At 73.0% G+C, this 14,144-nt stretch carries 9 protein-coding genes; 6 read left to right on the top strand and 3 right to left on the bottom strand.

The genetic code is table 11. The features are described from left to right. Positions 1-112 precede the first annotated feature (112 nt). Together WME96_RS02480 and WME96_RS02485 are read left to right on the top strand one after the other, a co-directional pair. A complete protein-coding gene (locus tag WME96_RS02480; protein ID WP_437288583.1) occupies positions 113-1,324 on the top strand; it encodes a thiolase family protein in 1,212 nt (403 codons plus the stop codon). A 133-nt stretch (positions 1,325-1,457) separates the two neighbouring features. After that, positions 1,458-2,027: a peptidylprolyl isomerase gene (locus WME96_RS02485; RefSeq protein ID WP_433932995.1), complete on the top strand. Its 570-nt coding sequence runs from the start codon at positions 1,458-1,460 to the stop codon at positions 2,025-2,027. A gap of 194 nt (positions 2,028-2,221) precedes the next feature. On the opposite strand, the gene WME96_RS02490 is transcribed toward WME96_RS02485, so the two are convergent. The 3 genes from WME96_RS02490 to WME96_RS02500 all read right to left on the bottom strand — a co-directional run bounded on the left by WME96_RS02490 (position 2,222) and on the right by WME96_RS02500 (position 6,281). Further along, entirely contained in the window at positions 2,222-3,298 is a 1,077-nt protein-coding gene (locus tag WME96_RS02490; protein WP_437288584.1) for a hypothetical protein, read from the bottom strand. A gap of 164 nt (positions 3,299-3,462) precedes the next feature. Continuing rightward, positions 3,463-4,593: a CHAD domain-containing protein gene (locus tag WME96_RS02495; protein WP_437288585.1), complete on the bottom strand. Its 1,131-nt coding sequence runs from the start codon at positions 4,591-4,593 to the stop codon at positions 3,463-3,465. Further along, on the bottom strand, positions 4,590-6,281 hold the full coding sequence (locus tag WME96_RS02500) for a ribonuclease J (protein WP_437288586.1): 1,692 nt from the start codon (positions 6,279-6,281) through the stop codon (positions 4,590-4,592). Before WME96_RS02500 ends, WME96_RS02495 begins: the two co-directional genes overlap by 4 nt. A 356-nt stretch (positions 6,282-6,637) precedes the next feature. Between WME96_RS02500 and sppA the strand changes: the two genes are divergently transcribed. The 4 genes from sppA (at position 6,638) to WME96_RS02520 (ending at position 14,085) form a co-directional block, all read left to right on the top strand. Further along, positions 6,638-8,422 carry a signal peptide peptidase SppA gene (sppA, locus tag WME96_RS02505; RefSeq protein WP_437288587.1) on the top strand — a complete coding sequence of 595 codons (1,785 nt, stop codon included), beginning with the start codon at positions 6,638-6,640 and terminating at the stop codon, positions 8,420-8,422. Positions 8,423-8,907: 485 nt separating this feature from the next. Next, positions 8,908-12,324 carry a vitamin B12-dependent ribonucleotide reductase gene (locus tag WME96_RS02510; protein ID WP_437288588.1) on the top strand — a complete coding sequence of 1,139 codons (3,417 nt, stop codon included), beginning with the start codon at positions 8,908-8,910 and terminating at the stop codon, positions 12,322-12,324. Positions 12,325-12,748: 424 nt separating this feature from the next. Next, positions 12,749-13,252, top strand: a complete 504-nt coding sequence (locus tag WME96_RS02515) for a hypothetical protein (RefSeq protein WP_437288589.1) — start codon at positions 12,749-12,751, stop codon at positions 13,250-13,252. A gap of 44 nt (positions 13,253-13,296) precedes the next feature. Continuing rightward, positions 13,297-14,085, top strand: a complete 789-nt coding sequence (locus WME96_RS02520; protein WP_437288590.1) for a hypothetical protein — start codon at positions 13,297-13,299, stop codon at positions 14,083-14,085. The last annotated feature ends 59 nt before the right edge of the window (positions 14,086-14,144 follow it).

Consider the following 14,144-nt stretch of genomic DNA (forward strand, 5'->3'; position numbering starts at 1 on the left):
GCGGGCGCGACATGAAGTCGCGAGCGACGCGCGCGCGGAACGGAGACGGAGCCGAGGTCGTGCTCACGCGATCTTCAACGGCGCCTTCACCAGGCAAAGCTACGATCGCTGCATGGCTGTTGCTCTCCGCCCTGTCTTCGTCGTCGACGCTGTCCGGACCCCGATCGCCCGTTACGCCGGCGCCCTGGCGATGATCCGCCCCGACGACCTCGCGGCGCTCGTCCTCGACGCGCTCGTGCGCCGCCATCCCTCGCTCGCGCCGCGCCTCGACCAGGTCGTCTTCGGCGCGACGAACCAGGCCGGAGAGGACAACCGCAACGTCGCGCGGATGGCCGCGCTGCTCGCCGGGCTCCCGTACGAGGTCCCGGGCGTGACGGTGAACCGCCTCTGCGGCTCGGGGCTCGAGGCGGTGGCCGACGCCGCGCGCATGATCGCCACCGGCGAGGCCGACTGCGCGATCGCCGGTGGCGTCGAGAGCATGACGCGCGCGCCGTTCTCGATGCCGAAGCAGGCCGAGCGGTTCGACCGTAGCGCGCCGACCGTCTACGACACGACCCTCGGCTGGCGCTACCCGAACCCGAGGATGGCCGCGCGGTTCGAGCTCCAGTCGATGGGCGAGACCGCCGAGAACGTGGCCAAGAAGCACGGCATCAGCCGTGAGGAGCAGGACCGGTTCGCGCTGCTGTCCCACGAGCGCGCCACGCTCGCCTGGGAGTCGGGCGGCTTCAACGCCGAGGTGGTCCCCGTCCCCGTCCCGCAGAAGAAGGGCGATCCCGTCCTGTTCGATCGCGACGAGTCCGTGCGCGCCGACGCCTCGCTCGAGGCGCTGGCGAAGCTCAAGCCGGCCTTCCGCGAGGGCGGATCCGTCACGGCGGGCAACTCGTCGCCGCTCAACGACGGCGCCGCCGCCCTCCTGCTCGCCTCGAGCGACGCCGTCCAGGCCGCCGGCGTGACGCCGCTCGCGCGCGTCATCGCGACAGCGACCGCGGGGGTGGATCCGAACCTGATGGGCGAGGGGCCGATCCCCGCGGTGAAGAAGCTCCTCCAGCGGACCGGGCTGCGCGTGCCCAACGTGGATCTGTTCGAGCTCAACGAGGCGTTCGCGGCGCAGGCGCTCGCGTGCTCGCGGGCGCTGGAGCTCGACCCGGCGCGCGTGAACGTGCGCGGCGGATCGATCGCGCTCGGACACCCGATCGGCTGCTCGGGCGCGCGCATCGCGTGCACGCTCGCGCATGCGATGCGCGCGCGCGGCGCCAAGGTCGGGGTCGCCTCGCTGTGCATCGGCGTGGGCCAGGGCATCGCGACGCTCTTCGAGCGCGCCTGAGGCAAATTCGCCCCTCTTCCGCGGCGCGAGATGCGCTAAGACCGCCGCACCAGAACGCAGCGAGGGGGGCCCTGCGGCTCTCCTCCTTCGGCTGACGTCGCCGCCCCGGCGGCAAGGAAGAGGAGAAGGCCCGATGCAATTCCCCGCGATCAACGTGCCCGGCACCGGCGAGCTGCACGCCCGACTGAAGACCTCGCTCGGCGACATCGTCGTCCGGCTCGAGGAGCAGCGCGCGCCCAACACCGTCAAGAACTTCGTCGGCCTCGCCACGGGCGCCATCAAGTGGACCGATCCGAAGACCGGCGAGGGCATGCAGGGCACGCCCTGTTACGACGGCGTCCGCTTTCACCGCGTCATCTCGGGCTTCATGATCCAGTGCGGCGATCCGCTCTCGCGCCACCCGGACATGGCGGCGCGCTGGGGCACCGGCGGCCCGGGCTACAAGTTCGAGGACGAGTTCAACCCCGCGCTGCGGCACGACGGCCCCGGCGTGCTCTCCATGGCGAACTCCGGCAAGAACACGAACGGCGCGCAGTGGTTCATCACCGAGGGGCCCACGCCGCACCTCGACAACCGGCACTCGGTGTTCGGCAAGGTCGTGAGCGGCCTCGACGTCGTCAACCGCATCGCCAACGTGGCGACCACGCGCGATCGGCCGAACCAGGACGTCGTCCTCGAGCGCGTCGAGATCTTCCGGCAGTAGCGCCGTCGAGCGCCGCGCGACGGCGCCCCGCGGCGCGCGGCGCGGCGAGCCCCGTCGACGGATGGCGGCTGGCGAGCGAGGGCGAGACGCCGGGGGAGTGCGGTAAGTAGGGAAGAAGATTCATCTTTCTTCCGGAACGCGCGCCCTCCTGCGCCCTCCCGGACAGGCCGGGAGGCGCGCCGCGCTGCGCCCGCTCAGCGGGCGCAGCAGACGGTGATCCTGTCCTCGCCTTCCTCGATCTCTCCCCTGGGCTCGCCGCCGCGCGGCCGGCAGCTGCCGGCTCCGGTCACCTCGATCCTCACCGAAACGGCGGGGGGCGGATCGTCGACGCAGACCCCGTCGAACGGCACGGTCTCGACCGGCGTCCGGCAGCCGCTCCTCTCGAAGAGCGTCAGCGTCGCTGCGCAGCTCACGCCGCTCGCGTCGCACGTGCACCGCGTGCAGCCGCGGTCGTCGATCATGGAGCTCGCGAACACGTGTCGCTCGCCGAATTCCTCGGGGCAGCGCCGCTCGCCCTCGCGCCAGATGCAGGCGCCCTGCTCGAACGGCGCGTCGAGCTCGCGCGGGGCGCACGCCTCGCCTGCCGCGCAGCCGCCGGCGTCCGGCCCGGGAGCGCACACGACGCCCTCGGTGCCGAAGCGCGGCGGCGGCAATGTCGCCTCGCCGCCCGACGCGGCGCACGTCGCCGAATCCACGTCGGGCGCTTCGCCGCTGTAGCTGCCCGGCTGGAAGTCACCGCCGAGGTTGTTGCAGTCCTCCGATCGCACCGGCAGCGTCACGCTCGCCCCGCCGCACCCGCCGTCCCCGTAGACCGTGACCGCCGGCGTCTCGCACGCGACGTCCGGCGCGCCGCACGAGCACGGGCTGCAGGTCGCCGGCTCGTCGACGGGATCGCGGCCGCCCACGTCCACGCGCGTGGGGAAGTCCGCGGGGCAATCGACGTCCGCCGCCGCGGGGCCTGCGTACAGGATGCCGGGCCCCTGCCAGCCCTCGGGGACGGCGACGCAGGTGAACCCGCTGCAGTCGTCGTCGGCGCAGTCGACCTCGCCGTCACGGTCGTCATCGTCGCCGTTCAGGCATTGCTCGCCGCCGCCTGCGCCGCTGCCCGTGGTGCCCGCGGTCGTCGTCGCCTGACCGCCGCCGGCCCCGCCGGAGCTCCCGGACGAGCCCGGGGAGGGCAAGGGGTTGAACTGATCGAAGTCCTGGGTGCAGGCGCTCGCCGCGAGGAGAGCGACGAGCGCGGTGACGCTTGGGAAGGCAGAGCGGCGCAACACGACCTCCGGGATCGGCGAGCTTCGCCTCGGAAAAGAAGCCCTGGCGACGGTATCACGAACCGCCTGCCCTCATGGCGGGCTCCGCGGCCGGCGAACCTCCGTACCTGTCGGCGGCGTCCTTGCTGCGGCGCTCCGTGCTGCGCTGCGCGCCGCGCGCTGCGTCACCCGGGCGGGGGCGCGGGCGGCTCGTCCGACCAGAGCGCCGCGAGCGTCTCGAGCTCCCGCGTGAGCTCCTCGGTCGCCTTGTGGGCGAGCCGCGCCCTCTCTGCGCCGAGCGCGTCGGTGACGGCCGCGCGCTCGGCGGGCGACAGCCCTTCGGCGTCCCTCATCTGCGCGAGCGCCTCGTCGACGTCGTGGAGCTGACCGAGGCGGCGCTGGAGCCGCGACGCGGACCTGGCCGTGCGCTCGGCGCGCTCACCGAAGAGCGGGGAGAACGTCTCGGCGGAGTAACGCAGCCGCTTGAAGCGGATCCGGAGCGCGTGCATGGCCGCGCCGTCGCTCGGATCGGCCGCCGCCAGGCCGCGCACGTCGTCGAGGGTGTCGCCGATCGCGCGCCGCGCGAGCGCCTCGGCGCCGCGCCGCTTCGCCTTCTTCTTGCGCGAGACGCGCCGCTCGAGCCGCGCGAGGTGCTTCTCCAGCCGAAGCCGCTTGCCCCGCGCCGGCGCGTCGGCCTGCGCCGCGCCCGCGTCGCCCGGCGCGGGCGCGTCGGCCCGCGCCGCGCCCGCGTCGCCCCGCGCCGGCGCGTCGGCCTGCGCCGCGCCCGCTTCGCCCGGACGGTCCCGCCGGAGCAGCTCGACGATGTGCGCACGCGCCTCGTGCTCCCGGCGCGATCGCCGCTGGACCCACGCGTCGACGGCGGCCCTCGCCTCGTCGCCCAGCTCGAGCGCGGTGAGCGTCTCGCGCAGCACCTCCTCGTCGCGCAGCGTCCCGGTCGCCCGCGCGAACTCCCGGAGCCCATCGGCGATGGGCCGGAGACGCCGCTTGCCGTAGATGCGCCGCGCCGGCTTGAGCAGCGTCCGCAGCCGGCGGAGCGAGACCCGGAAGTCGTGCACCGCCTCGACGTCCGGCTCGGCGCCCTCGCCCTGGGCGCTGGTGGCGACGACGCGCCGCGCGTCGGCGCGCACGCGGTCGATGTAGGAGAGCAGCACCGGCCGCAGGAAGTCCGCGGCGGAGAGCTTCGCGCCGCGGGCCTCGCCACCTCTGCCGCCGTCGCCTCCGCCGCCGTCGCCGCCCTCGCCGCCGCCGCCCTCGCCGCCGCCCGGCGGCGGGGCGCTCCCCCCCTGGGGCGTCACAGCCGCGTGAGCGCCACTGTCACCAGCGGGCGCCTCCCGAGCTTCGCCTCGATCGTCCGGCGCGCCGCGAGCCGCGCCGCCTCGATGATGTCGTTGTCGCGGCGCCGCGCGCGCGGCTCGCAGTCGTTCACCGCCTGCGCGACCGCGCGCGCCGCGGCCCTCAGCGCGCCCCCCTCGAGCTCGCCGGTGACGCCGCGGGCGAGGACCTGCGGCGGCGCCGCGAGGGCGCCGTGCACGTCGACGACCAGCGACACGAACGCCACCCCGGAGCGGCCGAGGTTCGCGCGCTCCCGGAGGACCTCCTCCCCGAGCTCCTCGCCGCTCGCCGTCGCCACGCGGCCGGCGACGGCCCGGCCGCTCCGCCCGAGCGGCTGCGTCGCGCCGATCTCGACGACGTGGCCGTTCTCGGCGACGAGCACCTCGGACACGCCGCGCTCCCGCGCGAGCGCCGCGTGCCGCGTCAGATGGTGCAGCGCGCCGTGCACCGGGAGGAAGCTGCGTGGCTGCGTCATGTCGATCATGCGTGTCTGTTCCGTTCGATGCGCGTGCCCGCTCGCGTGGACGCGCCGATCCGTCGACCAGGTCACGAGCTCCACGCCCAGGCGGAGCAGCCCGGCCATCATGTCGACGACCGGACGATCGTTGCCCGGGATGACCCGGCTCGAGAGGATGACCCGATCCCCCTCCTCCAGGCGCAGGTGCGGGTGCGTCCCCGACGCGAACCGCGTCAGCGTGGAGGCCCGCTCGGCCTGGGTGCCGCTCGCGACGACGAGGAGCCGCTCCCGCGGCATGGACGACGCGACCTCGGGCGGCACGAGCAGGTCGCTCGGCCACGGCAGCCGCCCCACGGCCTGCGCGGCCCGCACGTGCGTCTGCACGCTGCGGCCGAGGAGGCAGATCTTGCGGCGGGCGCGGACCGCGGCCTGACCGAGGGCGAGCAGGCGCTGGACGTTGGAGGCGAAGACGCCGATCACGACGCGCGCCGGCGCGGTCTCGACGAGCTCGGCCAGCGCGTGGGCGACGTCGCGCTCGCTGCCCGCCTCGCCGGGCGAGTCCACGTTGGTGCTGTCGGAGAGCAGCAGCCGGACCCCGTCGTTGCCGAGCGCGCGGAAGCGGGCCTCGTCGGTCGGCTCGCCGTCGAGCGGCGACGGGTCCAGCTTGAAGTCCCCGGTGTGGACGATGAGCCCCGCGGCCGTGTGGATCGCGAGCGCGGTGGCGTCGACGATCGAGTGCGTCACCCGGAGCGGCTCCACGACGAAGCCGCCGATCGCGACCTCGCGCCCGACCTGCGTCGCCACGAGCCGCGCCTTGTCCTCGAGCCCGTGCTCGGCGAGCCGGTAACGCACGAGCTCCAGCGCGTGCGGCGGGCCCCAGACGGGGACGTCGAGGTGGCGCAGGAGGAACGGCAGCCCGCCGATGTGGTCCTCGTGGCCGTGCGTCAGCACGACGCCGCGCACCCGGTCGCGGAGCGCGAGCACGTGATCGAAGCGCGGGTGGTAGACGTCGACGCCGAGGTCCGAGCTCGGGAACGTCACGCCGCAGTCGATGAGCAGCAGACCGTCTGCCTGCTCGAGCGCGAGGCAGTTCATCCCGACCTCGCCGAGGCCGCCGAGAGGCACGAGCCGCAAGGTGGACGGGGCTGGCGGGGGGAGCTGGCTCGTGGCGGGGGCGCTCTGCTCGGGATGCACGTTCCGTGGAGGGGGGTCTGCCACCCAGGTCGCCGGGGGCCCGCGGCCCGCGGCTTGCTGAGCTGGTCTGTAGGAGAGAGGACGACGGCTTCACGACGTAGAACGAGATCCGCTCGCCGTCCCCTTCGAAACTTAGCGCGACAGTGTAGCCACAGGGTGGCCCCTTGCGTCACGCTCTCTCTTTCCAGCGCCGGCGCGCGGTCCGCGGCGCCGGCGTCACGGGTCGCCCGGGGCTCGCGCCGCGCGGTCCGTTCCTGCGCACCTTGTCTTCCCCGGCTCTCCCCCGCCGTGGCCCGGCCGCCGCTCGGCGGCGGGCGCGGCGCTGCCTCTCCTCTGAACGTCCCCAGGAGCCACCGGTGATCGCTGCCCTGCTCATCAATCTCTTCCGCCTGCTGCTGCTCCCGGTCAGCGCGCTCCGCTGGGCGTTTGCTGCACCACGCGGCGGGTATGTCGTCCTCGAAATCGACGGCCGCGTTGTCGATCTTCAGCCCCCGCGGGTCCGGCTCGCCCTCTGGTGGCGGCCGAGGCAGCGGGCGCCGCTCTCGGTGGAGCGCGTGCGGGAGCTGGGCAAGCACCTGATGAAGGACCCGCGCCCCGCGGGGCTGCTCCTCCGGATGCGCTCGGTCCACGCGGGGCCCGCGGTGATCGCCTCGCTGCGGGACGCGCTCCTCGAGATCCGGGCGGGGGGCAAGGACATCGTCGCCTACCTGCCGATGGGGGCCGACAACACGATGCTCCTGCTCGCCTCCGCGGCGCGGGCCGTCGTCGTCGGGCCCGAGACGCTGGTGTCGCCGCTCGGGTTCGCGGTGGAGGGGCGCTACGTGCGCCGCGCGCTGGAGCAGGTCGGCGTCGAGCCCGAGGTGTTCGCGAAGGGCATGTACAAGAACGCCGGCGAGGCGCTCGTGCGCGACGCGATGAGCGACGCGCAGCGCGAGCAGGTCGGCGCGCTGCTCGACGCGCGCTTCGCCGATCTGATCGCGTCGCTCGCGCAGGGGCGCCGCGTCGACCGCGAGACGGCCGCGCGGTGGATCGACGAGGCCCCCTACGGCGCGGAGCAGGCGGTGGCGCGGGGCATCGTCGACGCTGTCGCGTACGAGGACGAGCTCGAGCACATGCTCGCGACGGGGCTGCTCCCCGGCACGATCTCGCCGCGCCGCGCCCAGGGCGGCGCCGGCGACGCGGGCGGCGGGGCGCGCGCGGCCGCTCATCCTGCGAGGACGCGCCTCGTGTCGGCGTCGCGCTACCTCGGCGCGCGGCGCGCGCTCTCGCTGCGGCCGATGTGGCCGCGCCCGATCATCGGCGTCGTCGAGGTGCACGGCGCGATCGTCAGCCGCGCCCACTTCCGGGGCGCCTCGCTGGCGAGCGAGGAGCGGCTGGTCGCGAGCCTGCGCGCGGCGCGTCAGAACCCGCGCATCCGGGGGGTCATCCTCCACATCGACTCGCCTGGCGGCTCGGCGCTCGCGTCGGACAGGATCCACCACGAGGTCACGCGGCTCGCGGAGGTGAAGCCTGTCGTGGCGTGCATGTCGAACGTGGCGGCGAGCGGCGGGTACTACGTGGCGGCGGCGGCGCACGCGATCGTGGCGCAGCCGCAGACGATCACGGGGAGCATCGGCGTGGTCTCGGCGCGCTTCGCGCTCGGTCCGCTGCTCGAGCGCCTCGGCGTCTCGACCGACGTCGTGAAGCGCGGCGCGCGGGCCGATCTGTTCTCGCCGTCGCGCCGGCTCGACGCGGGAGAGCGGTCGGTGATGGAGCGCGAGCTCGACGCGATCTACGGGACGTTCCTCCGCGTCGTCGCGCGCGGTCGCAGGCGGCCGGTCGAGGAGATCGAGCCGCTCGCGCAGGGGCGCGTCTACAGCGGCGCGGAGGCGCAGGCGCGCGGGCTCGTCGACATGCTCGGCGGGTTCGAGCGGGCGCTCCACGAGCTGCGCCAGATGATCGGGCCGACGGCGTCGACCATCGAGCCGACCATCGTGCGGGCGTCGCGGTACATCCCGCCGCCGCCGCTGCTGCCGGCGCCGGTGCCGACGCTGCTCGAGCTCGTCGGGCTGCGGGGGCTGGCGGCGGAGGTCGAGCTCGCGATCCACTGCGAGGGCGAGCGGGTGCTCGCGTACTGCGGGGAAGCGGCGGAGCTCGACTGACTCGAGGTGCGACGGCTGTGGGAGGGGTGGGAGCGTGGGGGATTGTTGGGTAGCTTTCCGGGCGGCGGGCGATTTTATCGGGGGAAAGCTGTGAGCAATCTGTGCGCCCGTTGGGTAGCACTTGTTCAGAGCTGCTCAGAGAACGCTACGAAACGTGGGTCGGACGGACGGGACCCCATATGTGGGCCCTGTTCGGCCGGAGATCCCAAGATGTAGCGGTTCTCCTTGACGCACGGAGGCTTCGCGGGTTTGACTAGCAGGCGGTCAGGCGCTCCCGAATGTCGGCGCACGCCTTTCAGGCATGGCACCTGAAACTATGCTCACTGCTCGTGAAACGGAACGTTTGAGCAGGTAGTCGGGGAGAAGCGACGAGGACCCGGGGGAGATCGAGGCGATAAGCGCCTCGTCGTCTCCAGGGAACTCTTTGTGCTTTCGGTAGGACCCGGGCCACCGACAGGTGCGGTGGCTCACAGGAGGACTTGGAAATGGCCCAGTCGGCAGTTGTGGGTGACGGCGGTAAGCTTCCCGCCGGGAACGGCAAGATGACGGCGCGGACGAAGGAAGAAGGAGGGGCCCGTCCGGTGACCGGGGGGGCTGCCAAGGCGCAGACCAACGGCGCGGCCGCGAAGACGGCCGCGAAGAAGGGGGCCTCGCGGCCGCGCGGGCTCGCGTTCGAGCGGCGGTTCACGCAGCGCGGCGCGGACCCGCTCGACGAGGTCACCTGGGAGCGCCGCTCGAGCGTCATCACCAACCCCGACGGCTCGGTCGTCTTCAAGATGGAAGGGGCCGAGATCCCCGCCGGCTGGTCGCAGCTCGCGACCGACATCGTCGTCTCCAAGTACTTCCGCAAGGCAGGGATCCACGGCAAGAAGGAGCTCGGCGAGACGAGCGTCCGCCAGGTCGTGCACCGGCTCGCGCGCACCATCCGCGAGGCGGGCGAGCACTTCGGCGGCTACTTCGCCTCGACCAAGGAGGCCGACACCTTCGAGGCGGAGCTCTCGTACCTGCTCGTCCACCAGTACGGCGCGTTCAACTCGCCCGTCTGGTTCAACTGCGGGCTCTACCACCGCTACGGCATCGAGGGGTCGGGCGGCAACTACGCGTGGAACGAGGCGTCGGCCGACGCGGGGAACGGGAGCGCCGCCGTGAAGGCGGGCGCGGCGGCGCAGCGGGCGGGCGCGGTCGACGAGATCGTCGAGACCCGGAACGCCTACGAGCGGCCGCAGTGCTCCGCGTGCTTCATCCAGGCGGTCCAGGACGACCTGATGAGCATCTACGACCTCGTGAAGAGCGAGGCCCGGCTGTTCAAGTACGGGTCGGGCACGGGGACGAACTTCAGCGCGATCCGCGGGAAGCAGGAGAAGCTCTCGGGCGGCGGGACGAGCTCGGGGCTCATGAGCTTCCTCGAGGTGTTCGACCGCGCTGCCGGCGCGACCAAGAGCGGCGGGACGACGCGGCGCGCCGCCAAGATGGTCTGCCTCGACATGGACCACCCGGAGATCGTCGACTTCATCCAGTGGAAGGTCCGCGAGGAGAAGAAGGCGATGGCGCTCATCTCCGCGGGGTACCCGTCCGACTTCAACGGCGAGGCCTACCACACCGTCAGCGGGCAGAACTCGAACAACTCGGTGCGCGTGAGCGACGAGTTCATGCGCGCGGCGGCGACGGGCGCGTCGTGGGAGACGCGCTCCCGGACGACCGGCGAGGTCGTCGACACGCTGAGCGCGAAGGATCTCTGGCGCCAGATCGCCGAGGCGGCGTGGGGCTGCGCCGATCCGGGCGTGCAGTACGACACGACGATCAACCGCTGGCACACCTGCCCGAACACGGCGCGCATCAACGCCTCGAACCCGTGCTCGGAGTACATGTTCCTCGACGACTCGGCCTGCAACCTGTCGAGCCTGAACCTCACCCGGTTCCTCCGCGAGGACGGCTCGTTCGACATCGAGGGCTACCGCCACGCCGTCCGGGTGTTCTTCGTCGCGCAGGAGATCCTCGTCGATTTCTCGGCCTACCCGACCCGGAGCATCGCGAAGAACTCGCACGACTACCGGCCGCTCGGGCTCGGCTACGCCAACCTGGGCACCCTGCTCATGCTGCAGGGCATCCCGTACGACTCCGACCAGGGGCGCTCGGTCGCCGGCGCGCTCACCGCGATCCTCTGCGGCCACGCCTACCGGGTCTCGGCCGAGATGGCCGCCGCGAAGGGGCCGTTCGCCGGCTTCCCGCGGAACCGCGAGCCGATGCTCCGGGTGATGGGCATGCACCGCGACGCCGCGTACGCGATCGACCGCGACCGCTGCCCGGAGTCGCTCTGGCGGGCGGCGTGCGCCGACTGGGACGAGGCGGTGCGGCTCGGGCAGGAGCACGGCTACCGCAACGCCCAGGCGACGGTGCTCGCGCCCACCGGCACCATTGGCCTGCTGATGGACTGCGACACGACGGGCATCGAGCCCGACTTCTCGCTCGTGAAGTTCAAGAAGCTCGCGGGCGGCGGCTACTTCAAGATCGTGAACCAGTCCGTGCCCGAGGCGCTCCGACGGCTCGGCTACCCCGAGGCGGAGGTGCAGGAGATCGTCGCCTACGTCTCCGGCACGAACACCCTCCTCGCGGCGCCGCACGTGAACCGGGCGTCGCTCAAGGCCAAGGGGCTCACGAACGACGACCTCGCGAAGGTCGAGGCCGCCATCCCGGGCGTGTTCGATCTGGATCTCGCCTTCGGCCCCTGGATCCTCGGCGAGGAGGCGTACGACCGCCTCGGCGTCTCCAAGGAGTCGCGGGCGCGCTTCGGGTTCTCGCTGCTCCAGCACCTCGGCTTCTCGCCCGCGGAGATCGAGGAGGCGAACGAGACGATCATCGGCCGCATGACGGTGGAGGGCGCGCCGCACCTGCGCGAGGAGCACTACGCGGTGTTCGACTGCGCCAACCGCTGCGGCAAGAAGGGCCGGCGGTACCTCGCGCCGATGGCGCACGTCCGGATGATGGCCGCGGCGCAGCCGTTCCTGTCCGGCGCCATCTCGAAGACCGTCAACCTGCCGAACGACGCGACGGTCGAGGACGTGCAGCGGATCTACGAGGAGGGGTGGCGGCTCGGGCTCAAGGCGGTCGCGCTCTACCGCGACGGCTGCAAGGCGTCGCAGCCGCTCTCGTCGACCTCGAGCACGAGCGAGAGCAAGGACGCGAAGAGCAAGGCCGACAAGGCGGACAAGGCCGAGATCGCCGGGCCTGTGCTCCAGGCGGCGGCCGCGCTCCAGCCGCGCCCGCGCTCGCCCTCGGCGGCGGCGCCGGAGCGGTTCCGCCTGCCCAGGAAGCGCAAGGGCTTCACGCAGGAGGCGCGCGTCGGCGGGCACAAGATCTACCTCCGCACCGGCGAGTACGACGACGGGACGCTCGGCGAGATCTTCATCGACCTCCACAAGGAGGGGGCCGCGTTCCGGTCGATGATGAACTGCTTCGCGATGGCGGTGTCGATCGGGCTCCAGTACGGCGTGCCGCTCGAGACGTTCGTCGAGCAGTACACCTTCACCCGGTTCGAGCCGCAGGGCGTCGTCGAGGGGCACGACTACGTGAAGTTCTCGACGTCGATCGTGGACTACCTCTTCCGCGTGCTCGGGGTCGAGTACCTGAACCGCTACGACCTCGCCCACGTGCAGCCGGTCACCTCGGCCATGGAGGACCCGGTCGAGTCGCGCGCCCAGGAGAGCGGCGTGGCGTCGTTCTCGCAGGCCTCGCCGGCGGCCGTGCTGATCGAGGGCGGGGGCCGGACGGCGAGCGCGCTCGACGCGCAGCTCGAGGACATGATGGGCGACGCGCCGGTCTGCGACGGGTGCGGGCACATCACCGTGCGCAACGGGGCCTGCTACAAGTGCCTCAACTGCGGCAACAGCATGGGATGCAGCTAGGCTAGGCGACGGGCGGGGGTGGGGGTGATGCGGGAGGGGCGGGCGGGGGGCCCCTCCCACGAACTCGCGCCTCTTGGTGGCTAGTGCCTCGTGAACGGGGGGGCCGGGACTTGACGCGCGTCGCTGCGCTGCGGGCCGGCGCTCGGATTCGTGGGGCCCTACCCCCGCCCGCCCCTCCCGCATCACCCCCACCCCCGCCAGCCCGGGGGGAAAAGGGGGGGCGAGGGGCGATCGCCTGGGAGAGCGCGGACGGCGAGACGCGGTGATGCGGATCGCGGGGGCGATCGCGGAGGGCAGGGCGGGGAGCGCGGGCGGTGGGAGACGGGGCCTCGCGCTGCGCGAGAGTGCTGCGGGGACACCCGGACGTGCTTGTACCGGGCCAGCCGGATGGCTGTGCTTCGCGGAGCTCTGTAAAAGACGAGGCATGATCCGGTCGCGTTCGTCCATTGCCTTCGTCGTTCTCACCTGCGGCATCCTGTCCGGCGCCTGTCAGAAAGAAGAAGCAGAGCCGGAGACGATCGCCACGCCCACGCCATCCGTCGCGCCGGTGGCCGCCGATCCCGTGCCCACCGCGACCCCGACGCCCGTTGCGACCCAGGAGCCCGCGGCAGCGCAGGAGCCCGCGGCGGCGCAGGAGCCCGCCGCCGCGGGGTCCGCTGAACCAGCAGCGGCAGATGCAAATGTGGGGGCGGGGACGACGACGGGCCGCGGAGGAGGTGCCTCCATCCAGGCGTGCTGCACGGCGCTCCACGCGGTCGCCACCAAGTCGGGGAAGTCGGAAGAGGCCAAGTCGAAGGCGGCGACGGCATCCCACCTCTGCGCCGGGATCGAGAAGCTCGTGAAGAGCGGGAAGACCCCGCGCGCCAAGGCGCTCACCCAGATCCGAGCGAGCCTCACCGGGACCACACCGCCCGCCGAGTGCAACTGAGCCGCGACGCCAGACGGCGCCGGAGGCCGCGCCAGGAGCCTGCCATGCCCTCCAAGCGGGTTACCGATCGTCAGAAGAGCGCCAGCTCGGTCATCGCAGCGGGGGAAACCCACGCGGACCGGATCGCCACGGAGATCGAGGCGCTGCTCTCTCCCTACCTCCACAAGGGAGAGAAGATGCCGAACATCGCTCTCCTCGCGCACCTCGTCACCCGCGCCCTCGCCGATGCGCGCGAGCGGATGGTGACGGCCGATGAGGCCCTCGCGGACGAGCTCGCCGACGATGGACCGCCGCGGGAGGGCCGCGACGAGGTCGCCCACGAGCTCCACGACGAGCTCACGGACCTCCGCGACTGGCTCACCAGCCTGTACGGCGCCGCAGCGCTCGCGCAGCTCGGCTTCGCCGAGGCCACGCCGCACGATCCGGTGCAGCTCGAGCGCTTCGCCGGCGAGGTGACGCGCGCGCTCAGCAGCAAGGAGCTGCCGACGCCGCGCCGCGACGGGGTTCGCTGGGACGTCGACGACGCGGTGCTCCGGATCGAGCGCCGGCGAGACGCGCTCCTCAGCCACCTGAAGGACGTGGCGCGCGAGGCGCGCGAGGCCGAGGCGACGCGGATGGCCAAGAGCACGGCCATCGCGCTGTTCGACGAGCGGTTCGGCCGCATCGCGACGTTCCTGGGAGGGCTCTTCCGGCTGGCAGGCCACGCAGCCCTGGCGAACCAGGTGCGCCCGTCGTCGCGCCGGTCCGGGCTGACCGAGGCCGACGCGTCGTCGGCGGATGCAACCAGCGTCGCGCCGGCGAGGCGCAGGGGATCCGCGCCCGAGAACGGGTGAGCGCCGCGGCGCGCCGCCAGGTCATGCTCGCGCGATCGCGAGGCCAGGGCGCCGGGCGC

Source organism: Sorangium sp. So ce406 (genome assembly GCF_051474675.1).
GTDB classification, from domain to species: domain Bacteria; phylum Myxococcota_A; class Polyangia; order Polyangiales; family Polyangiaceae; genus Sorangium; species Sorangium cellulosum_G.